The organism is Macrococcus hajekii (genome assembly GCF_004359505.1).
GTDB lineage: Bacteria > Bacillota > Bacilli > Staphylococcales > Staphylococcaceae > Macrococcus > Macrococcus hajekii.
On sequence record NZ_SCWE01000002.1, the window covers coordinates 278,149 to 298,368 of the forward strand.

Genomic DNA, 20,220 nt, shown 5'->3' on the forward strand with positions numbered 1-20,220 from the left:
AGTCATTATCCTCTCCGGTTGCTAATTGTTATTATGAACGGACGATATCGTTTCTTCTACCATTTAAGTAAGCATATACAAGGCCGACAAAGATACCACCACCGATATAGTTACCGATAAAAGCAAAGACAATGTTTTTAAGTACATCAATCCAAGAAAGCGCATCGTAGTTATAGAACATCATCCCTGCGAAGAGCCCCGCATTGTAGACAACGTGTTCATAAGCCATGAAGACGAAGATCACAACACCCAGACCAATGAAAAATGCTTTAGCTAGTGCTTCTTTACACTGAAGCGCAATAAAGATTCCGATATTGATGAAGAAGTTTGCGAAAATACCTTTAATCATAATACCGAGCCATGTCGATTCAATTGTTTTAGCTGTTACTGTTTTCGTTAAAGCAGCGATCATTTCCGGGGTCATAATTTTAGTGCCTGTCATCATACCGAACAGAATAAAACCACCGATGATGTTACCAAGAAAGCACAGTAAGAAGATTTTGATGACCTTACCTAATGAAATGGTTTTATAATAAAGGCCAACAGTAAAAAACATGAAATTACTTGTCAGAAGTTCCGCTTTCGTCAGCACAATCATAATAAGTGCGATACTAAAGGCAATAGCACCTAAAATATTAATAAGACCTGGGTTCGAACCAGCAAACTGTGTCTTGACTGCCAGCATAAAGACCGCCATAATGGCGAGCAGGAAGCCTGAAATAATTGATTTCAGCATAAAGCGTCCTAATTCTTTATCTGCTGTCACTTCTTTTGTAGCCACTTGATTCAGGATATCAGCAATATTCTCCGATGATGTGTAAGTATCTTCCACAGTTTTAACGGGTTTCTCAATCTGCATATTCATTCTCCTTATTGTGAAAAGTTTAACAATATCTTTACACCTTTATATTATCACTTTCCCCTTAAAGTACATAGACTAATCATGTGTAAAGTGAAATTAAAATTAGAACTATTCTTCTCTTATCACATAAAGTGTAATGACAAGATAAAGCAAGTGTCCTATCATCCAAATTGTAAATCCGAGAAACGTGGCATTCAGACTAATCGTAACAGCAAGTTCAGACAACAGGAAGTATAAGAGCATGAACATTGCTACTACCGCCATAATCACATCATTAAAATAGAAGGTGTAATGATAAAAATAAACTAAAGTATAATACAGCAGGATGCCTACTATAATATGCAGGAGCAGCTCCCAGTGAAAAGCAAGATGATCAAATAAAAAATCTACATTAAGTAATAAACGAACTGTCTGAGTATGCCAGACCTCATCCAGAAGTGAAAGAATCAAGTAAAGTGCCACACTGGTCAGTATTGCTGATATTAAACGCCGCATCTATTCTGTTTGCTCTTCTTTCAGATACTCATGCATCAGTTTAAGGGGACCATTATACGCCATTGCAAATGCATACTTTGCAATATCTTCTTTCGATTCTTTCATACCATTTTTGACCCATTCCTTAATCAATCCAGTCTGCGCATTCACAATAAAAGCAAAATAATATTCAATCGGAACGATATCTAACTTATCTGGCAAGTTTATATTATCCTGAATATGTTTACGGACTATGCGGGAAAATAACTGCGGTAAACCTAAGTCCTGATGAATCAATGTCACACTGAAAAAGTCTTTGTGATTGATGATAACCTGTAAAATGACTGCAATTAATTGTGTCGAATATTTCTCCGGATCTCTAAAGACCTGCTGATGATCATGCTGACTTAGAGTCTCTTCCAATTCAGCCATAATTTCTCCTTCTAATTGATCTCTTAAATCAAATTTATCGAGATAATGCAGATAGAATGTCCCTCTATTAATATCCGCTTTCTCTGTAATCTGATTAATCGTAATATCCTTGAATGGCTTCTCGGTCAATAAATTGAAATAAGCATTTTTAATACTTTCTTTCGTTTTTCTTACTCTTCTATCTTCCATTCTTTTCCTACTTTCGTTCATTAATGGACACTTTTAAATAATTAGTTCATTAAGCATCATATTATTTATTATTGATTATTGTGTTCTTTATTAATCGAATTATAATATACAGAGTAATTATTAATCAACAATATGTTCAATGAAGGAGAACAGATATGAAAATTTTAAAAAATAAATTATTTTACATTCCACTTATTGCCGGCTCTTTACTCATCTGGATATTATCACTCGCTTTTTTCCCGGCATTCAACCCTAAACCAAAGGATCTGCCTATCGCAATTGTCAATCTGGATACAGGTCTCGAGGTTCAAGACAAGGACATGAATATCGGTAAAACATTCATTGATAAAATCAAAGATAATAAAGACTTAAATGAAACTGTCGATTTTATTACTGTAGATAGTGAAGATGAGTTGAAGAAAGGATTTGACAGCAATCAGTATTACAGCGCATTAGTCATCCCTGCTAACTTTACTGAAAATGCAACAAGTGCCATGCGTCACGAAATACAGACCGCTAAAAAAGCTGAGGCTCAGGCAAAAGCTGAAGCAACACAAGCCGATTTAAAAGCCAAAGTGGCAAGCGGTGCTATTCCACCGCAGCAAGCCCAGAAAATCGTCCAGGAAATGCAGACAAAAATGAAACAGCTGCAGGCTCAAAATGCTGACCTGTTAAAGCCAATCACGGTTAACAAAGGACAGTTGGAAATCATCATCAACCAAGGTGCATCTTCACAAGCCGCTCAGATCAGTGACAAAATGCTGTCAACTATGGGTGATAATATTAATAACATGTTAAGCAAACAGACAATCAAAACATTATCAGACAACAATGTAAGTGTTACAGCTGACCATATGGAGCAGCTGATGAATCCTGTTGACGTCAAACATACAACAATGAACAAAATTCAGGACCATCAGGCAAACGGTATGGGAGGCATGCTGCTATTTACACCTATCTGGATGGGTTCACTTGTCTCAGGTGTTCTATTATTCTTCGCCTTCCGTACTTCTCACCTTGTAACAAGAGGCGAACGATTAAAAGCATCATTTATGCAGTTTATTATGGGTGCGCTCGCAGCCACCGTGTCCAGCATACTGGGTGTCTGGTTTATCACTCAAGTCCTTGATTTCTACATGCCTGATATCACACAGACAACAATATTTATTGCTATCTCAATGTTTGGCTTTATCATGTTGATTCTCGGTGTTATGTCATGGCTTGGTATGAAAGCTATTCCATTATTCGTACTGCTTCTATTCTTCAGCATGCAGATGCTGACATTACCTAAACAGATGCTGGGTGAGTTCTATCAGAAATACGTTCTGACTTGGGACCCGTTCGGATTCTATGTCGATGGATTACGTGAACTGATTTACCTGAATAAAGACTTAACAATTAATACACCTGTTATCGTGATGGTCGGACTTGCAACGTTCGGTATGGCATCCACACTACTCGCCGCTGCACTCCGTAAGCATAGTGAAAAACGCGCAGAAGTGCCTGCATAGTAGATATTGAACAGCAAATAAAAGGAAGCCTGGCATTCATTCGCCAGGCTTCCTTTTATTTATTATTCGTTTGAATAGTCTTCGTCATCTCTATTCAGCAGCCAGTTGCCTCCATTTAAGTACGTCGCGTAACTCAGCCACATCACGTATGGAATCATCATGAGTCCTGCTTTTTTATCTGCTTCATAGAACTGAACTGCTGCAACGATTGCTGCTGCGAGTAAGCAGTAACTTTCAATCAATGCTGTACCGCGTAGTTTAAGATTGAAGTACAGGATTGACCAAGCGTAGTTCAAGGCAAGCTGTGTATAGTGACTTTTCGTCAGCTTATCATCTTTCTTGCTTTCATACGCCATATTATATGCAACACCCATCACTGTATAGAGTGCAGGCCAGACAACCGGGAATGCTGCAGGGGGTGGCGAGAATGGTGGTGTTTTGTAATCTTTATAGTCTTCCTGTGCTTTTGCTGTTAAACGTCCTATTACGAGTCCCCCAGCTAAAGGGATAAATAATCTAGCTGCTTTTTTATAATTAGCCAAAATAATACCTCCAATAGTAATAAATATATGATTGGTTCTGTCAAAATGGGTTAAGTAGTATGTATACTATATTAATACCCAATATTAGGGAAAGCAATCGACAGTCATAGTCAAAATGTTAAGTGGCAGGAGGACTCATGAATAATTATCATTATATGAACATCAAAACCCAGCAAAATATTCAAGGCAGTTTCATTGATTTACTCTCTGAGAAAGATTTTTCTAAAATCAGCATTCAAAACATTGCTGATAAAGCAGATATCAACAGAGGCACATTTTACCTGCATTATTTAGATAAATATGACTTACTTGAACAGATCATTACCCAACTGCTTCATTCGTTAGAGCATTATATTAATAATATCCAGCAGCAAGAAGTACTCAAATCTGTTCACCAAGGTGATCTCATCTCCCACTCGACACCTATTTTTCAATATATCAAAAATAATCAGAAGCTATTTACTACCTTAATGACTTCCACATATCCTTTTAACTTTCAGCAACAATTCAAACAATTACTCATTACTCAGTTTACTGAAAAAACAGAAGAACCCGCTGATGATCAGACTTATCAAGCCTATATCACAAACTTTACTTCTTCCGCTTATCTCGGTGTCATCGAAGAGTGGATCAATCGGGACATGAAGGAAACACCAGAAGAATTATCAGCACTTTATATGAAAATTATATTAAAGATTCGAGAGATGTGAAATGTTCATCAAACAGATTACCTCTAACTTCAACTATGACAATTTACAGTACTGGCATGACATACCGGCAATCAAAAATATGAACACCTTAAAGTTCACTCAGCCTGTAACTTTATTTATCGGTGAAAATGGAAGCGGCAAGTCTACCTTAATTGAAGCGATTGCTGTCCACTATGGTATGAATGCTGAAGGTGGAGGCCGCAACTTTAACTTCAGTACACAGGATACTCATAGTAATCTCGATGCAGAATTACGCATCGGAAAGTTACATATGCCAGAAGATACTTACTTTTTAAGAGCTGAAGGCTTTTATAATCTTGCCAGCAATATCGATTCGCTGGGAGATATCATTAATAGTTACGGCGGAAAGTCGTTGCACCATCAGTCGCACGGAGAATCATTCCTTGCTCTTATGCAGCACCGCTTCAGAAAAAATGGTCTCTATATCCTTGATGAACCGGAATCTGCACTCTCACCGATGCGACAGATGAATATGCTCGTTCGCATGCATGAATTGGTGATGCAAGGATGTCAGTTTATTATCGCCACACATTCCCCTATCCTAATGACCTATCCAGATGCAGAAATTATAGAATTCAATGATACAGGTATGACATCGGTGAATTATCAGGAGACCGATCATTACTTGATTACTAAGGCATTTATAGAACGACCCAAGATGATGATTGACACTTTATTAAATGAAGAATAATTAAAAAAGACCTTATCATCCTTTCACTTAAATAGTGATTGAATGATAAGGTCTTTTAATTCTAGTGAGTCTGATAACCAGGTTTTCGTGTTTTGTAAATAATAAAACCGATAATAAAACCGATAAGTGCTGGCAGAACCCAGCCCATGCCGATTGAGAAGAATGGCAAATATTTCTCACCGAATGCAAGTACCGCCTGCGCGAAACTCGTATTGACAAGAAACTCGGGACTCGCCTTAATACCATCAATCAGTGCTGCCACCATCGTAAAGTAAATCGTCATCTGATAAACCATTCTGGAATCATGATATGCTCCACTGAATAATGTCAGTAGTATCAGTACGATGGATAATGGATATAAGAACATCAGCACTGGAATAGAATAAGCAATAATCTGAGTCAAACCAACATTGGCGATAATAAATGATACAATACTGACCACTGTTGCAAACATCACATATGTTTTACCTGCAAATAATTCCACAAAGGTCTCTGAAAATGCTGTAATCAGACCGATTGCTGTTTTCAGACATGCTACGATAATAATTAATGAAAGTAAGATGATGCCATATTTACCTAAATAGAAGTTAGCAATCTGAGCGAGTGCAATTCCACCATTATCACTCACTTCGAATTTACCAAGACTCATTGTGCCCATGTAAGCAAGTAATGTATAAATAATACCCATCAAGATAACACTGATTAATCCAGATTTCACTGTTTCTTTAGCAATTATTTTAGGATCATTAATTCCCAGCTTCTTAATAGTTGTAACAATAATGATACCGAATGCAAGTGACGCTAATGCATCCAGTGTATTATAGCCATCAATAAAACCTTTCAGCAGAACAGACTCTTTGTAATTGTCTGAAACAGCTGCACCACTTACGCCACCCATTGGATGAATAAAAGCAAGTAATATCAATAAACCCAGTAGTACTAAAAAGACAGGGTTTAAAAACTTGCCGATGTAATCAAGAATTTTTGACGGTTTACGTGCGAAAAACCAGGCAGTCAGAAAGAAGGCAGCACTGAAAAGCGCTAAGTAAAGTCCGCCCGAGCCTTTCGGAATAAAAGATGAAAACGCAATTTCAAATGAAGTGGTCGCTAGTCTTGGTAATGCGAAAAATGGTCCTATCACAAGATAAAGAAGAATCGTAAAAATATAGGCATAAGTTTTATTAACACGACTCGCGATATCAAAAAGACCATTTGTTTTAGAAATACCCACTGCGATAATACCAAGAAAAGGTAAGCCGATCGCTGTAATCAAGAAACCTAAGTTAGCTGTAAATACATTCGAACCTGCTGTCTGTCCAAGATGAATGGGGAAAATTAAATTGCCTGCTCCGAAGAACAAACCAAATAGCATCGAACCGATAAAAATATTTTCCTTAAAAGTAAGTCTTGTTTTCATAACAATCTCCCCACACTATATTTACTTAGACACGGCTTAAACAATTAGTTAAATCTCTAACACGTTAAAGCATTGGTCATAAGTATCATTTTATTATAGTATAACTGTCAGAAAATTTGAATAAGTTTTTTATTATAGGTCTTATTAATAAAATTGAAGTAGTCTCATTTAACAGTAACTAAAAAATACAGCGGGGACTCATCTGTCCTCGCTGTATTCATTATATTTTTACAACTTTTTCTCGGTTGCGTGTCAAATTATAAACAGACACTGCTAGCTGAACAATTATTGAACCTGCCAGCGTGATACCGAGTCCGTCAAAGTGAAAACCATTTTCTGCCCATATTGCAGTGAATGCGTAAACAAATACGAGCGGATAAACAAAGTCACGATATTTTACTGAGATATAAGCTGCAAGTAATGTTGCTACAATCAACATAATAATCGTCCATGTCAGCTCATCCATTCCTAAAACAGTTGAAATATTAGTCGCTTTAATCCAAGTAAATATATTTACTATAGTTGCAACTGTAACCCAAGCAAAATAAATACCGAATACTATTTTATCAAATGGACGATGCTGTACTTTTCTATAGATCATCACAAGTGTGATCAATAAAGCAGCAATAACGAAAGTCGATAGTAATTTCGATGCTTCTGAGAATACGTATATCCATAACCCATTTAATACAAAATTGGCTGCCGGCCAGTAACCTGTATTTAAATAATCATGTTTGTGTGTCTGATTTTGAAAAGCCATGATAGTGATTCTGATCAGCCAGATGAATAGTAGTATGTATATTAAACCCCAGATTGAGAATGCCCAACCTGCCGGCTGGATAATAGCCTGATTATTATCCGTTTCATCTCCTACGTTAAGTGTAGATAAATAGTTCATAATGAGCATGCCAAAAAATAGCAGCCAGTAAACAAGTACTTTGATTTTAGACATTAAGTAACCTCCAATAGATTGAGTTATTAGATAAATACCCTAAATATTTCTTGTTAAAGAATAAAATCCAAGTAAAGGTCAAATAAAAAACACCCCAGAAGTTAGATTTGTAGTCTAACTTTTGGAGTGTAGTTCATCCATACTTTTTAAGTTTGCTATTTTGTTTTGTAACCGAATTCAGGAATATTTTCCCAACGTTTCTTAAAATAATGTCCACAGCTTTTGGCTTTCTATCTCTCGTGAAAATTCCTTTTTTATTTCCTTGAACGCGTATGATACCGACACTTGTTTCAAAGTCTGCAAAGTTCCACGTCTGTTCACCAACAAATTGAGGATACTAATCCACTACTTCATGGTTGGCTTCATAATATCTGACTTGATACTCTTCCGTGAACATGATGTCATCAATTGCATGAAACCCTGCTACTGTATCTGCACCGTATTCAGTAAACATAATCGGCTTTCCAGGTTGTCTGGCAGTCCATTCATCCATTTCTTTTTTCAGCGCCACTTTTGCTTCTTCCAAATCACCTGACTGTGTATACCAACCGTAATAGCGGTTCAGACATAACACATCAACCAAGTCCTGTACTTCACATACATCTGGTTGTGCCATTAAAATTGTGACAATCGTCACCGGTCTTTTCTGTGAATCCAGTTCACGAGCCAGTTCTATAAAAGGTGTGAAGTATTCTTTTGCGCCTTTTTCATTTGATGCAGGTTCATTAGCAATAGACCACATCACAACCGCCCAATACGAATTGATAAGTCATCTGCAGAGTCATATAATCGTCTGCCGGTTGACTGATCATGTAGCTGTCATGATGATTCAGAAGGATAATATCTCCTGCTTCATACACTTTCTTCTGATTATCAATTGAACAAATCATCTCACCCTTCAGTATAAACAACAGCATAACACCATTACTTTTAGATAATGTTCTTAGACGATTACTGTTAAAATCGATATGATAATAGTTCATTTCGTCCTCTTAAAAACTGTGTTATATCCGCTCGTGAAAAGGTTTGATTTCAGCAAGAAACGTGATAGTGTCTGGTCGACTGATGCGTCTTTCATTGCAACCTGATCCAGTAGACCTGAAATAACATCCGATGCTATGTGAGCGTCTGTTACCGTTTTAACTGTTTTTTTCGATTTGCATTGGAGCACTCCTTGTATGTGATTTTCCAACAATAATACATTCTTATCTGACTCCCCTGCTATTTAAAGAGAACTATAAAATATGATATCCTCAACTGAGAATACTGGTTTAAATAATGCCCCTTCTCGTTAAATATTTCTGAGAATTTACAGGAAGAGCAGTATGCCATTTATCAAATTAAGTCCAATTACAAGAAAAGTAACACTTAGAAACACACGACTTACAACAGAGTCTGATAGTCGCTTATTAAAGACTGAACCCACATACCCTCCTATAACAGCTGCGGGAATAATACTCATTAAATAACTTAAATCAAACTGATCAGTTCCTACTGTCACGAAAGTTGTAGTGAGAGTTGACAACTGAGAAAAGAAAATTGTCACTATAGAATAGATAGTTGCCTCCTTAATCGATAGGCCAAATAATAACATTAATAACGAGACATTGATGGGCCCGCCCCCTATACCGAGCAAGGTCGAGACTAGTCCCAGTGCGAGTGTAGCAATAAAATAAATCGGAAGAGAGTTAAAGCGGTAGGTTTTGAATGGTTTGATATTATAAATCACGACAAATGTGAGCAAAATAACCGATATAATAATCTGAACTAACTGGACTTGAGTTGTCGATGAAAAAAAAATAGTAGATAACTAAAAAGTGATTGTCCCCCAATCCCCCCCAGAATGGAACCGGCAGCAATGGTGACTAACTTATTAAGCTTCGTCGTGAAGCCTGATTTATATTGTTTATATAGTGAGACGATGGACATAGTGAACACTGCTGCTGCAGAGTAGAAGTTAATAGCATCGAGTGGATGGATCTTTAGTGCATCTAGACTAGGTTTAATGATGACTCCGCCGCCCATGCCTGATATCGCACCAATTGTATTCGCAAATAAGATAATAATGAAATAAATAAAGTAATTCATTTCAACCTCCTTTGTTATTTTAGTTTAACATAGGGGAATAACCGTATTAACAATCAATTAAACTTTTTCACTAAAAGGAGGAATTTCATTGACTCAACCCAATATCATTCTGTTATTTGCCGATGACTTAGGTATAGGAGATGTCTCAGCCTTTAATCCTGAGGCTCAGTTCAACACACTACATATTGACCGCCTCGCACAAAAAGGAATACGATTCACAGATTCACACGCTACTTCATCGCTCTGTACACCGTCGCGATATGGCCTGTTAACTGGTCGCTATAATTGGCGTTCCAGACTGAAAAGTTTTGTTATCCCTGGAGACTCAGCAACATTAATTGAAAAGAACAGACTGACATTACCGCAATTCTTGAAGAAAGAAGGTTATAATACGGCAGCAATCGGTAAGTGGCATCTTGGTATGGACTGGACGTTAAAAGAAGATAAAGACTATGCATTATATGGACTCGATCAGAATAAAATTGAATCGGAAACTGCCCCACATCAAAGTGGGCGCTTTGAGTTCGGAAATACGACACAGTTCCCACCAATTGTCGGTCTCGATATCGATTACTCTAAACCTATCCAATATGGACCACTAGATTTCGGTTTTGATTATTTCTACGGAACAGCTGCCTCTCTGGACCAAGGACCCTTTGTTATCATAGAGAATGATTGTGCGCTCGGAGAACCCGTCAACCTGCTCGGCAATCCGAACATCACACGTGTCGGCTCAAACACACAGCAATCAGTCGAGCTCAGTGTTGCCGCTGCTGAATTTAGTCCCTATCACGTACCTGATAATATGCAGAAAAAAGCCCTCGACGTGTTAGATGGTTTTTTAAAGCAGGATGAACCGTTCTTTCTTTATTACCCTAATCACCTTGTACATGGTCCTATTCTTCCTGCTGAACGCTTCAAAGGCAAATCTGGTATAGGCGATTATGGTGACTTTGTGCTTCAATTAGACAGCTATGTCGGTGAACTAATCGATAAATTAGAGGAATATGATGCATTTAATAATACTCTGTTTATCTTTACATCAGATAATGGTGTATCAAGTATTGTCGGCCTTGATGATTTGAAAGCCAAGGGACACGATTCAAGTGCAGGTTATCGTGGACACAAGATGCATATCTGGGAGGGCGGACACCGTGAACCCACTATTATCACTTATCCGGATTTAATCAAAGCTGGACAAGTCTCCAATCATGTGGTGAGCCATTCTGATATTTTTGCAACAATCGCTGAACTGTTGCAGGTTAAAATTCCAGAAGATGCAGCTGAAGACTCTTTTTCTAACTTATCTCTCTGGAAAGGCGAAGAGACAGCAGTTAGAAGGGACATTATTCATTCTTCAGGAAATGGCGGGTTTTCTATCAGACGGGATAACTGGAAGCTGATTCTCGTTGAAGATGGAGGACTTGCAGTCGGTTATGACCGAGATAAAGAGACTTATAAAGAGGTCTTTAAACCAACTGAACTCTATAACATACAGAAAGATATTAGTGAACAGCATAATATAATCGATGACCATCCTGATGTCGTAAAAGAATTAACTGCTGCACTCGCAGATTATGTTAAAAAAGGACGTTCAACAGAAGGAGCGACCCAGATGAATGCACCGGATTGCCCGACAGGCGACTGGGAACAGCTTGCTTGGATGGATCACTATGAAGACTATGTAGCATCACTTAATTCACAAGAGGATCAGGCATGATTTCATTAACAGGTGGCACCTTTCTCATGGGAACAGACGGTAAGGAAGGCTTTCCGATAGATAAAGAAGGCCCCAGACAAATTGTCAATTTAGAACCGTTCAGCATCGCCCCCTATCCTGTGACTAATGAAGATTTTCTACATTTCTACCTTGCCACCGGCTATATTACAGATGCAGAGAGATTTGGCAGTTCTAATGTTTTTCATCTACTGCTTGAAAGTGAATACAAACCACTCAGCTCAGCAATTGACTGGTGGTATGAAGTACCAGATGCTAACTGGCGTTGTCCAGAAGGTAAAGGTTCATCTATCAAAGACCGGATGGACCACCCGGTTGTCCATGTTTCTTGGAATGATGCAATGGCTTATTGTAAGTGGGCAGATGTCAGATTACCAACGGAAGCAGAATGGGAGTATGCTGCAAAAGGTGGTCAGGACACTCTCTTTCCATGGGGGAATGAGCTTGTACAAAACGGAGTGTATAGAGCTAATACTTGGCAAGGCGAGTTCCCTGTATTTAATACGCTTGAAGATGGCTATCTGGGTACTGCACCGGTCCGTACATATGAACCGAATAATTATGGTATCTATCAGATGATCGGCAATGTCTGGGAATGGTGTCTGAATCCCGGACGTATCTCATTAAGTGAATTCACCCATAAAAAAAGTGATATATTTGTCAAAGAAAACGTCACTCCCTCTGCAGAGTCCTATGCACTTAAAGGTGGCAGCTTTCTCTGTCACGCTTCATACTGTCAACGTTATCGAATTGCAGGACGAAATGCCAATACTGCTCACTCCTCAAGCTCGAATACAGGGTTCAGAGTGGTAAAAAGTTGATAACAGGCTTAATAGAAGGCTCTCCAGATTAATGGCATCTGGAGAGCCTCCTATCTTATTATTTAAAATATGTCCGGCCCATCAGGATGACAATCATCCCGCAAATTGAGCGAGTGAGACATTTTCATTTAGAAAGATATAGCTGAGCAGGCATGTTCCAATCATTACTCCTAATATTGCGTAAGTATGTATTCTTGCATTATAAAAATACTTTCACTATACTTGACGAGTGAATGAAATATTTTCACTTTTCTAAATTTAATAGGGAGTGTGTATATATATGAAACTACAATTAGCATTAGACTTAGTGGATATCCCAGGCGCAATTGAGGTTGTCAAAGAAGTAGAACAGTATGTCGATATCGTCGAAATTGGTACACCTGTTGTCATCAACGAAGGACTTAAAGCAGTGAAAGAAGTTAAAGCTGCATTCCCTAACATGACAGTGCTTGCTGACTTAAAAATTATGGATGCTGCTGGTTATGAAGTAAGTCAGGCTTCAGCTGCTGGTGCAGATATCATTACTATCCTTGGTGCAGCAGAAGACGAATCAATTAAAGGCGCGGTTGAAGAAGCAAAATCACAAGGTAAACAGATCCTTGTTGATATGATCGCAGTAAAAGATATCGCAACACGTGCTAAAGAATTAGATGCACTTGGTGTAGACTATATCTGTGTTCATACTGGTTATGATTTACAAGCAGTCGGAAAAGACTCATTTGAAGACTTAGCAACGATTAAAAGTGTCGTAACAAACGCTAAAACAGCCGTTGCAGGTGGTATTAAATTAGATACACTTCCTGAAGTGATTAAACAGCAGCCTGATTTAATTATCGTAGGTGGCGGTATTACTGGCCAAGACGATAAAAAAGAAGCAGCTCGTAAAATGCAGGAACTGATCAATCAGTAATGAAAACAACTGATTATTTAAATACAATCATTCAGGAATTAAAAGCTGCTGCTTCTGCTGTCTCTGACAGCGAAGCAGAACAACTAGCTAAGCAGATTATTCAGTCAGACAAAGTTTTTGTAGCAGGTGCTGGACGCTCTGGACTTATGAGTCGCTCACTCAGCATGCGTCTGATGCAGATGGGACGAGAGAGCTATGTAGTCGGTGAAACGTCGACACCTCCATTACAGTCAGGCGACTTACTGATTGTGGGTTCAGGATCCGGAGAGACTAAAACATTGCTCGCTATCGCTGAAAAAGCGAAGAGCCTGGGCGGTAAAGTAGCTGTTATTACAACAGCACCTGATTCTACAATCGGGAGACTTGCTGATATTACTGTTCAATTAACAGGTGCAACAAAAGACCAGACAGCGAATAACACACAAACCATTCAGCCGATGGGTTCATTAGTCGAACAGACGATGCTGCTCTTCTATGATGCAGTTGTTCTAAGACTGATGGAACTGACTGAACTTGATACTGAAAAAATGTATGCTCATCATGCTAATCTTGAATAAACTTAAAGGCAGCCACTCAGACGAGTGACTGCCTTCTTCTATATTTATTTGAATGACATGGCCATTACTTTAGGGGTAGGCGCTTCAAAGCGCATCTGCTGATGGGTCGCAGGATGTGTGAAGGCAATAACGCTTGCATGTAGACCAATTCTTCGGAAAGGATTGGTCGTTGCACCATATTTCTTATCGCCGACAATCGGATGTCCGAGCTCCTGCATGTGAATACGAATCTGATTTTTACGACCCGTCTCTAAATTAACTTTCAATAATGTCTGTTTGCGATTCGTCTTCAGCACTTCATAGTGTGTCGTCGCTTTCTTTCCATTATTCTCTGTCTTACTTGACTGCATCTTGAGTCTGTTATCCTCAGTCAGCCATGAAGTGATTTCTCCATCCTCTTTAACACGTCCTTCAACGAGTGCAAGATAAGTTCGTTCAGTTACGAGACGCTTCCAATTATTCTGTAAAGTTTTCTGTGCTGATGGATTTTTAGCGTACATCATCACACCAGACGTCTCACGATCCAGACGATGAACCACATAAATACGATTCTTCGGATTTGAATGCTTCACATAATCTGATAGAAGACGATAAGCTGTCTTTGCGTCACCCTTATCAGAGGCAATGGATAATAATCCTGCTTCCTTATTTACGATGATTAAATCATCATCTTCATGTAAAATCTCAAGTCCTGGAATTTTAATTTTCTTATTTGGTGCACTCGTACGAATTTCTACCACATCACCTGAGACTAGTGCATCATTAAACTGACTAGTCGACTCGTGATTGACGAAGACCTGTCCTCTTGAAAGTAATTCTCTGACCGATTTCTTACTCCGCTCAGGCATAGCCTCAAATAAAAATTTCAATAATTCATTAGGTTGGCTGATAACCCAGCGTTCATCACTATTATTTTTTCTCATCATTAAACATCCTTCTCGCCGTTCTTCTATTTAGAATCATCTTCTATTATAACGTATTTAAAGAAGTTCGTTAAAAATAAAAAAGAAAGTCTGTTTTCATTCTTCCGAAATCATTGGATTGATAGTAAATGCATACAGTGACTTCTCCACCTCTTCTTTGAGATTATCAGTACGCCATTCTCTTTTATAGCCTAAGCAACTGCATATATAGTGAACACCTTGTTCATAGAGTTTTTTTCTAAAATGGACGTGTCCCATAATACTTAATTCAATAGGATAGTTTTTATATAAGTCATCGTAATCTGATGTACCGATAAAGGCATTGAAAAAGTTAAACAACCTGTTCGGAAGAGGTATGCTGAATGCAGGATGAGTGACGACATGAGTCATTAAAATAATTTTTTTATCTTTTACTTGTTCTAACTGCTGTTTTGTTTCAGCTGCAAAGCGCCTAGAAATTGTTTTATCATCTGCGTTCCAATTCACGAATTCTTTATCTCTCCACTGCCCCCCTTTAAATCTCCCTCGTTCGAGACGTTCTGCTGTGTATTCAGCTGATGCATGACTGTGATCATACCATCCACAATGGCCGACGATGGCATAGTCGCCTATTATATAAGGTCCATGCAGCAGGCATTCTGATTTTGACTTGAAATATTGATAAATTTGAGTAGTTTTTTCACCATTTTGACTCCATAAATCATGATTACCGGGTACAAATCGAATATCAATCTTCAATTTAAGCTGAAGGGTTTTAATAAAATGGTAAGACAATTTGTGATCTGAACTAATATCCCCTGCTATAAGTAGCATTTCAATATTCTTTTTCCGTACAGCTTGAACCAGAGCTTCTACATAATCATCAAATTGACTGTCTTCTATGTGAATATCTGAGATAGTACCAATGTTCATATGCATTCCTTTCTATTAAAATCTTGTTTGTATTTTTACACTATATACATATATTTTACATATTAACTTAAATATTGTTTTAATTTACTGTAATATGTAATTAAAGAACAGAATTTTCTGATATGTTTTATTTTATCAGGTTTCTGAAAATGAAAGGGGATTGGATGAAAAAAATATTTGTTATCAGTAGTGCATTTATCGGGATTATTGTAGGGGCAGGGTTTGCTTCTGGACAGGAAATTCTTCAATATTTCACAAGTTACGGTTTAGCGGGAGTTTATGCTGCTATACTAGCTACTATTCTTTTTACCTATATCGGTATGAATTTAGTATGGCTCGGCAGCCGCTTTAAAGCCACGGATCATCAGTTTGTGATTAAAGAGATTACGGATTATCCTGTAATCGGTAGGTTACTATCTTGGATTATAGATATTGTTCTCATCATTACGCTTTTCAGCTTCGGTGTCGTTATGCTTGCAGGTGCGGGGTCTAACTTAGAACAGCAATTTGGTGTACCTCCATTTGTCGGCACATTGCTAATGACTATACTCGTTATTCTATGTGGGATGTTAAATGTCGATAAGGTCGTCAGCCTCATTGCTAATATCACACCCTTTATTATCGGTTTCTTAGTACTGATCTCCATTTACAGTTTTATGACTTTAGATGTACCACTGTCATCTTTAGAAGCAACTGCAACGTCGGTTAAATCTCCATTTTCAAGCTTAATCGTATCAGGTTTGAACTATGTCTCTATGAATATCGGCTTAGGTGCTGCCATGGCTATCGTAATGGGTGGTGCAGAGGTTAGCCGTAAAACAGCGGCTATCGGAGGACTGGTTGGAGGACTTGTACTCGGCTTAATGATTACAATCAGTTATTTCGCTATCTTCTCACAAATTGAAGACGTAAAAGATTTACCAATGCCGACACTAGGTATCGTCAATGAAATCTCTCCAATACTCGGTATCTTAATGTCAGTTGTTATTTTCGGTATGATTTTCAATACTGCGATCGGTATGTTTTACTCCTTTGCTGCGAGATTCACACAAGTTAACTCTAAGAAATTCAAGATCTTTTATACTATTGCAACATTGGCAGGTTTTGCGCTTAGCTTTGTAGGTTTCACACAGCTAGTCGGGAAAGTTTATCCGATTCTCGGTAACTTGAACTACTTGCTCGTTATCATTATTATGGTAGCGCCACTATGGTTAAAACATAAAGAAAAGAAAGCAATATAATTGTGAAGAGGCTTATCGTCCGATAAGCCTCTTCTACGTTTCATGTGGAACATATATACAATACATAAAATGATAATTTATACTGTCTTTTTATTTTTTGCTTTTGTCATTTCTTTTAAGCCTGCAGCAAATATGCCATAGCCCGTCACTGTTTTTATTATCCACTGAGTAAAGCCACTGCGCTCTGAACGACGATTTAATAATGTGGGAATTAATGTGCTGATTGAATAAAGTGCCAACACTTTCTGATATCTTTTGTTCATCATAACATCTCCTTTTTATAACTTTATTATAAAACATATATTATATATATACCTTTTAATTTATGGCGATTTTATGGTATATTATAAAACGTAATTATTACGTTTTAGGAGTGTTGAAATGAATAAAGTACCTGTTACTGTACTCAGTGGTTATCTCGGATCAGGAAAAACAACATTACTCAATCATCTACTACATAATAAACGAGATATGCGTATTGCAGTCATCGTCAATGATATGGGCGAGATTAATATCGATGCGAATCTTGTTGCGAATACCGGTGGTCTTGATCAAACTGATGAACAATTGGTCGAGTTGTCCAACGGCTGTATCTGCTGTACATTGCGTGAAGATTTACTGATTGAAGTAGAAAAACTGGTGAAAAAAGGCGGCATAGATTATATCGTCATCGAATCAACAGGTATTTCTGAGCCCATTCCAGTTGCACAGACGTTCTCTTATATAGATAGTGAACTAGGTATTGATCTCACTGAGATATGCCGTCTGGATACGATGGTGACGGTAGTAGATGCGCATCGTTTCCTAAAAGACTTCCAGTCTGGTGATAAGTTACTTGACCGCAAGCAGGAAGTCGGTGAAACTGATGACCGCGAAATTGCTGACTTATTGATTGATCAGATTGAGTTCTGTGATGTTCTGATTTTAAATAAAATTGATCTGGTGACTGAAGAAGAAAAAATTAAGCTGAAACAAGTACTGACATCATTACAACCTGAAGCACTACTCATTGAAACAACACATGCCGAAGTAGAACCTGAATGCCTACTCAATACGCACCGCTTTGATTTTGAAAAAGTATCAGATTCTGCCGGATGGATACAGGAATTAACAGCTGGACATCATGAGCATACACCGGAAACTGAGGAGTATGGTATCTCATCATTCGTCTATCATCGTCGTCTGCCCTTCCATCCTCAGCGTTTCCATGACTGGATGAACAAGATGGATGCAGCTATCATACGCGCAAAGGGTATTGTCTGGCTCAGCAATTATCACACCGTAGCCTGCCTCTTCTCTCAGGCAGGTCCGTCTGTTGATATTCAGCCTATTACTTTCTGGGTCGATGCGATGAGTGAACGCGCCAAACATCAGATTATCTCTGAACGACCTGATGTTCTGGAAGAATGGGACATTGAGTATGGTGATCGCCATACAAAATTCGTTATTATCGGTATTAATCTTGATCAAGAGGCCATCACTCAGTCACTGGATGCTTGTCTCGTTAACTTCGATGAGATGAATCAAGACTGGACACAGTTCGACAACCCGTACGGCTGGAATATCAGACAGCCTGAATAACAGTAACGCCTAGGCACAGACCTAGGAGTTTTATTATATGGCATTATTCGTTCTTTTTATGCTGAATGACATCGACATCTTTATTTTCTGCGATTTCCTTCGCACGTTTTACTGCCTCATTTTTTGTGTCATGGGTAGAGTCAGCACGCTTAGCTCCTTTAGTCTTCACTTGCCATGCATGATTTACATAATAGACTTCCACATCATGATCCATCAGCTCTGGACGTGCTGATGAATCTTTTTTATGCTGCGTAATCTTCTTGTTTTTAAGTTCATTCAGTTCTTCATCAGATGCATCCTTAAACCATTCCTGCGCTTGTTTCGTTGCAATCGGAATAAGATCCTCTTCTTTATAACCATCTGTCATCATCGCATTGCCAATATCAATCGCTTTCTTACGCTCTAACTGATCGAAATTTTTCCAACTGTTCGGATAATCATCCATCGTCCACATATTTATCTCTCCTCCATGATATAGTCACTATTCATTTAACCCCATTATCTCTGAATAATCATCTTATGTTCTTTTTCTCAACAGATAGATTAAAGCTGTTCATCGCTCCTGGATTAAGTGCGCTATATCATTAACTATAATCTTATTTGAAAGAAGGATTCATATGTTAAAAAAATTTATTTTAATCATCTTTACGATTATCGCGATTGCTTTATTAGCCTATACATCTATCACTCAAAACGGATCTCAGAAGCTGTTAATGACCTTTCTCACACTCGGTTTTGGTCTCGCACTGTTACGATTATTCGTAAATCATTCAATTAAGAAAATGAAAGGTAAATCCATGGGAAGAAAATTATTATTTTTTGCTATTTTATTAAGTATAGGCCTACCTGTTCAATACTGGTTCAGAACCCGGATCTTAATGACCATAGATCAAGAGTATCTGGCCAGCTGTATCACTATCTTAATAAGCGGAATGGTCATTATGACATGACTCGCTCATAAACTAACATTAAGATCATGAGAGTCTCAACTTGAATAATCTTGATCTTATATTAGCAATACCGATTAAAACCTCCCTCACTATTAATCAGCAATTTTCTGGTAAATGGCAGGGTCTTTTTCAATATAACCCGTATCTGTCGGGCCTGGATTAACAACATTCACTCTTATATTACGGTCAGCCAGCGCGTATGAACATTGCATACCTAAATTCGTAATGGCTGCTTTTGATACAGCATAAGGTATCTCAGAAATTATCGGTCCTAAATGCTGACCAGATGTAAATAAAGTAATGCACCCTTTTTCTGACTTTAACTGTTTCTTAAAATATTGAATCAGTAGCATAGTTGCTGTCACGTTCGTCATAAGATGGTTATTAATATCTTCAGTATTCCATTTTCCAAGTTCACACTGTGTACTATAAGCATGGCAAATAATCATATGTGAGAAGTCTTTGTCAGCCAATTCAGACAGCAATGATTCAATATTTTCTGATACTGATAAATCACAATCGCTCAACCTTATAAACTGATCTTGATATAAATCACCCGCATCAGAATAACCTATTTCATAATCATATTCACTGGAGCCATGTGCAAATACTTTGTACCCTTCTTCTAAAAAATGTCGTACTAAATTGGCGCCTATTCCACCTTTACAACTAACACCTGTTATTAATATACTTTTCAC

24 protein-coding genes and 1 pseudogene are annotated in these 20,220 nt (G+C 38.0%); 10 read left to right on the plus strand and 15 right to left on the minus strand.

Translation table 11 applies throughout. The features are described from left to right. Nucleotides 1–31 precede the first annotated feature (31 nt). From ERX37_RS07110 to ERX37_RS07120, 3 genes are all read right to left on the minus strand, one after another. Nucleotides 32–859: a formate/nitrite transporter family protein gene (locus ERX37_RS07110; protein ID WP_133429982.1), complete on the minus strand. Its 828-nt coding sequence runs from the start codon at nucleotides 857–859 to the stop codon at nucleotides 32–34. A 111-nt stretch (nucleotides 860–970) separates the two neighbouring features. Further along, on the minus strand, nucleotides 971–1,357 hold the full coding sequence (locus tag ERX37_RS07115) for a hypothetical protein (protein ID WP_133429983.1): 387 nt from the start codon (nucleotides 1,355–1,357) through the stop codon (nucleotides 971–973). Continuing rightward, nucleotides 1,358–1,957, minus strand: coding sequence for a TetR/AcrR family transcriptional regulator (locus ERX37_RS07120; RefSeq protein WP_133429984.1), 600 nt, complete (start codon nucleotides 1,955–1,957; stop codon nucleotides 1,358–1,360). A gap of 155 nt (nucleotides 1,958–2,112) precedes the next feature. Between ERX37_RS07120 and ERX37_RS07125 the strand changes: the two genes are divergently transcribed. Then, nucleotides 2,113–3,468 (plus strand): YhgE/Pip domain-containing protein, encoded by a 1,356-nt coding sequence (locus ERX37_RS07125; protein WP_133429985.1) that lies wholly within the window; start codon nucleotides 2,113–2,115, stop codon nucleotides 3,466–3,468. 62 nt (nucleotides 3,469–3,530) lie between these two features. Here ERX37_RS07125 and ERX37_RS07130 read toward each other — a convergent pair whose 3' ends face one another. Then, nucleotides 3,531–4,010, minus strand: a complete 480-nt coding sequence (locus ERX37_RS07130) for a TspO/MBR family protein (protein WP_133429986.1) — start codon at nucleotides 4,008–4,010, stop codon at nucleotides 3,531–3,533. Between the two features lie 137 nt (nucleotides 4,011–4,147). Between ERX37_RS07130 and ERX37_RS07135 the strand changes: the two genes are divergently transcribed. Together ERX37_RS07135 and ERX37_RS07140 are read left to right on the plus strand one after the other, a co-directional pair. Beyond that, nucleotides 4,148–4,720: a TetR/AcrR family transcriptional regulator gene (locus tag ERX37_RS07135; protein ID WP_133429987.1), complete on the plus strand. Its 573-nt coding sequence runs from the start codon at nucleotides 4,148–4,150 to the stop codon at nucleotides 4,718–4,720. A gap of 1 nt (nucleotide 4,721) precedes the next feature. After that, a complete protein-coding gene (locus ERX37_RS07140) occupies nucleotides 4,722–5,432 on the plus strand; it encodes an AAA family ATPase (protein WP_133429988.1) in 711 nt (236 codons plus the stop codon). A gap of 61 nt (nucleotides 5,433–5,493) precedes the next feature. Here ERX37_RS07140 and brnQ read toward each other — a convergent pair whose 3' ends face one another. The 6 genes and pseudogenes from brnQ to ERX37_RS11555 all read right to left on the minus strand — a co-directional run bounded on the left by brnQ (nucleotide 5,494) and on the right by ERX37_RS11555 (nucleotide 9,889). Further along, on the minus strand, nucleotides 5,494–6,849 hold the full coding sequence (gene brnQ / locus ERX37_RS07145) for a branched-chain amino acid transport system II carrier protein (RefSeq protein WP_133429989.1): 1,356 nt from the start codon (nucleotides 6,847–6,849) through the stop codon (nucleotides 5,494–5,496). Nucleotides 6,850–7,069: 220 nt separating this feature from the next. Continuing rightward, nucleotides 7,070–7,801, minus strand: coding sequence for a TspO/MBR family protein (locus ERX37_RS07150; RefSeq protein WP_133429990.1), 732 nt, complete (start codon nucleotides 7,799–7,801; stop codon nucleotides 7,070–7,072). A 155-nt stretch (nucleotides 7,802–7,956) separates the two neighbouring features. Then, a pseudogene (locus tag ERX37_RS07155) lies at nucleotides 7,957–8,549 on the minus strand (glycoside hydrolase family 2 TIM barrel-domain containing protein); the annotation flags it as partial. Further along, the gene (locus tag ERX37_RS07160; protein WP_133429991.1) at nucleotides 8,527–8,784 is read right to left on the minus strand and encodes a hypothetical protein; all 258 of its coding nucleotides are present in this window, start codon (nucleotides 8,782–8,784) and stop codon (nucleotides 8,527–8,529) included. The gene ERX37_RS07160 and the pseudogene ERX37_RS07155, both read right to left, overlap by 23 nt. A gap of 326 nt (nucleotides 8,785–9,110) precedes the next feature. Then, on the minus strand, nucleotides 9,111–9,545 hold the full coding sequence (locus tag ERX37_RS11550) for a sulfite exporter TauE/SafE family protein (RefSeq protein ID WP_229713195.1): 435 nt from the start codon (nucleotides 9,543–9,545) through the stop codon (nucleotides 9,111–9,113). 23 nt (nucleotides 9,546–9,568) lie between these two features. After that, the gene (locus ERX37_RS11555) at nucleotides 9,569–9,889 is read right to left on the minus strand and encodes a TSUP family transporter (protein WP_208001683.1); all 321 of its coding nucleotides are present in this window, start codon (nucleotides 9,887–9,889) and stop codon (nucleotides 9,569–9,571) included. A gap of 88 nt (nucleotides 9,890–9,977) precedes the next feature. On the opposite strand from ERX37_RS11555, the gene ERX37_RS07170 reads away from it, so the two are divergent. The 4 genes from ERX37_RS07170 (at nucleotide 9,978) to hxlB (ending at nucleotide 13,915) form a co-directional block, all read left to right on the plus strand. Next, nucleotides 9,978–11,609, plus strand: coding sequence for a sulfatase family protein (locus tag ERX37_RS07170; protein ID WP_133429992.1), 1,632 nt, complete (start codon nucleotides 9,978–9,980; stop codon nucleotides 11,607–11,609). Beyond that, nucleotides 11,606–12,448 (plus strand): formylglycine-generating enzyme family protein, encoded by an 843-nt coding sequence (locus ERX37_RS07175; protein WP_133429993.1) that lies wholly within the window; start codon nucleotides 11,606–11,608, stop codon nucleotides 12,446–12,448. The genes ERX37_RS07170 and ERX37_RS07175 overlap by 4 nt, the downstream gene beginning before the upstream one ends. Before the next feature lie 280 nt (nucleotides 12,449–12,728). After that, nucleotides 12,729–13,358 (plus strand): 3-hexulose-6-phosphate synthase, encoded by a 630-nt coding sequence (hxlA, locus tag ERX37_RS07180; RefSeq protein ID WP_133429994.1) that lies wholly within the window; start codon nucleotides 12,729–12,731, stop codon nucleotides 13,356–13,358. Then, nucleotides 13,358–13,915 carry a 6-phospho-3-hexuloisomerase gene (gene hxlB, locus ERX37_RS07185; RefSeq protein ID WP_133429995.1) on the plus strand — a complete coding sequence of 186 codons (558 nt, stop codon included), beginning with the start codon at nucleotides 13,358–13,360 and terminating at the stop codon, nucleotides 13,913–13,915. Before hxlA ends, hxlB begins: the two co-directional genes overlap by 1 nt. Before the next feature lie 44 nt (nucleotides 13,916–13,959). On the opposite strand, the gene ERX37_RS07190 is transcribed toward hxlB, so the two are convergent. Then, complete coding sequence (locus ERX37_RS07190; protein WP_133429996.1) at nucleotides 13,960–14,838, minus strand: RluA family pseudouridine synthase; 879 nt, start codon at nucleotides 14,836–14,838, stop codon at nucleotides 13,960–13,962. A 96-nt stretch (nucleotides 14,839–14,934) separates the two neighbouring features. After that, nucleotides 14,935–15,750, minus strand: coding sequence for a metallophosphoesterase (locus ERX37_RS07195; RefSeq protein WP_133429997.1), 816 nt, complete (start codon nucleotides 15,748–15,750; stop codon nucleotides 14,935–14,937). A 164-nt stretch (nucleotides 15,751–15,914) separates the two neighbouring features. Here ERX37_RS07195 and ERX37_RS07200 point away from each other — a divergent pair, with 164 nt between their 5' ends. After that, nucleotides 15,915–16,991: a YkvI family membrane protein gene (locus ERX37_RS07200; protein WP_133429998.1), complete on the plus strand. Its 1,077-nt coding sequence runs from the start codon at nucleotides 15,915–15,917 to the stop codon at nucleotides 16,989–16,991. Between the two features lie 77 nt (nucleotides 16,992–17,068). Here the strand turns inward: ERX37_RS07200 and ERX37_RS07205 are convergent, their stop codons facing one another. Next, nucleotides 17,069–17,254, minus strand: a complete 186-nt coding sequence (locus ERX37_RS07205; RefSeq protein WP_133429999.1) for a hypothetical protein — start codon at nucleotides 17,252–17,254, stop codon at nucleotides 17,069–17,071. 118 nt (nucleotides 17,255–17,372) lie between these two features. Here ERX37_RS07205 and ERX37_RS07210 point away from each other — a divergent pair, with 118 nt between their 5' ends. Beyond that, nucleotides 17,373–18,572 (plus strand): GTP-binding protein, encoded by a 1,200-nt coding sequence (locus ERX37_RS07210; protein ID WP_133430000.1) that lies wholly within the window; start codon nucleotides 17,373–17,375, stop codon nucleotides 18,570–18,572. A 43-nt stretch (nucleotides 18,573–18,615) separates the two neighbouring features. On the opposite strand, the gene ERX37_RS07215 is transcribed toward ERX37_RS07210, so the two are convergent. Then, entirely contained in the window at nucleotides 18,616–19,026 is a 411-nt protein-coding gene (locus ERX37_RS07215) for a DUF2188 domain-containing protein (protein WP_133430001.1), read from the minus strand. 163 nt (nucleotides 19,027–19,189) lie between these two features. On the opposite strand from ERX37_RS07215, the gene ERX37_RS07220 reads away from it, so the two are divergent. After that, nucleotides 19,190–19,522, plus strand: a complete 333-nt coding sequence (locus ERX37_RS07220) for an MFS transporter permease (RefSeq protein WP_133430002.1) — start codon at nucleotides 19,190–19,192, stop codon at nucleotides 19,520–19,522. A gap of 92 nt (nucleotides 19,523–19,614) precedes the next feature. Here ERX37_RS07220 and ERX37_RS07225 read toward each other — a convergent pair whose 3' ends face one another. Further along, complete coding sequence (locus ERX37_RS07225; protein WP_133430003.1) at nucleotides 19,615–20,220, minus strand: SDR family NAD(P)-dependent oxidoreductase; 606 nt, start codon at nucleotides 20,218–20,220, stop codon at nucleotides 19,615–19,617.

What these genes read in the sequence shown, in the direction of transcription:
- ERX37_RS07110 (WP_133429982.1), bottom strand. Translation starts at nt 859, where the DNA reads ATGCAGATTGAGAAACCCGTTAAAACTGTGGAAGATACTTACACATCA.
- ERX37_RS07115 (WP_133429983.1), bottom strand. Translation starts at nt 1,357, where the DNA reads ATGCGGCGTTTAATATCAGCAATACTGACCAGTGTGGCACTTTACTTG.
- ERX37_RS07120 (WP_133429984.1), bottom strand. Translation starts at nt 1,957, where the DNA reads ATGGAAGATAGAAGAGTAAGAAAAACGAAAGAAAGTATTAAAAATGCT.
- ERX37_RS07125 (WP_133429985.1), top strand. Translation starts at nt 2,113, where the DNA reads ATGAAAATTTTAAAAAATAAATTATTTTACATTCCACTTATTGCCGGC.
- ERX37_RS07135 (WP_133429987.1), top strand. Translation starts at nt 4,148, where the DNA reads ATGAATAATTATCATTATATGAACATCAAAACCCAGCAAAATATTCAA.
- ERX37_RS07140 (WP_133429988.1), top strand. Translation starts at nt 4,722, where the DNA reads ATGTTCATCAAACAGATTACCTCTAACTTCAACTATGACAATTTACAG.
- brnQ (WP_133429989.1), bottom strand. Translation starts at nt 6,849, where the DNA reads ATGAAAACAAGACTTACTTTTAAGGAAAATATTTTTATCGGTTCGATG.
- ERX37_RS07150 (WP_133429990.1), bottom strand. Translation starts at nt 7,801, where the DNA reads ATGTCTAAAATCAAAGTACTTGTTTACTGGCTGCTATTTTTTGGCATG.
- ERX37_RS07160 (WP_133429991.1), bottom strand. Translation starts at nt 8,784, where the DNA reads ATGAACTATTATCATATCGATTTTAACAGTAATCGTCTAAGAACATTA.
- ERX37_RS11555 (WP_208001683.1), bottom strand. Translation starts at nt 9,889, where the DNA reads ATGAATTACTTTATTTATTTCATTATTATCTTATTTGCGAATACAATT.
- ERX37_RS07175 (WP_133429993.1), top strand. Translation starts at nt 11,606, where the DNA reads ATGATTTCATTAACAGGTGGCACCTTTCTCATGGGAACAGACGGTAAG.
- hxlA (WP_133429994.1), top strand. Translation starts at nt 12,729, where the DNA reads ATGAAACTACAATTAGCATTAGACTTAGTGGATATCCCAGGCGCAATT.
- hxlB (WP_133429995.1), top strand. Translation starts at nt 13,358, where the DNA reads ATGAAAACAACTGATTATTTAAATACAATCATTCAGGAATTAAAAGCT.
- ERX37_RS07190 (WP_133429996.1), bottom strand. Translation starts at nt 14,838, where the DNA reads ATGAGAAAAAATAATAGTGATGAACGCTGGGTTATCAGCCAACCTAAT.
- ERX37_RS07195 (WP_133429997.1), bottom strand. Translation starts at nt 15,750, where the DNA reads ATGAACATTGGTACTATCTCAGATATTCACATAGAAGACAGTCAATTT.
- ERX37_RS07200 (WP_133429998.1), top strand. Translation starts at nt 15,915, where the DNA reads ATGAAAAAAATATTTGTTATCAGTAGTGCATTTATCGGGATTATTGTA.
- ERX37_RS07205 (WP_133429999.1), bottom strand. Translation starts at nt 17,254, where the DNA reads ATGAACAAAAGATATCAGAAAGTGTTGGCACTTTATTCAATCAGCACA.
- ERX37_RS07210 (WP_133430000.1), top strand. Translation starts at nt 17,373, where the DNA reads ATGAATAAAGTACCTGTTACTGTACTCAGTGGTTATCTCGGATCAGGA.
- ERX37_RS07215 (WP_133430001.1), bottom strand. Translation starts at nt 19,026, where the DNA reads ATGTGGACGATGGATGATTATCCGAACAGTTGGAAAAATTTCGATCAG.
- ERX37_RS07220 (WP_133430002.1), top strand. Translation starts at nt 19,190, where the DNA reads ATGTTAAAAAAATTTATTTTAATCATCTTTACGATTATCGCGATTGCT.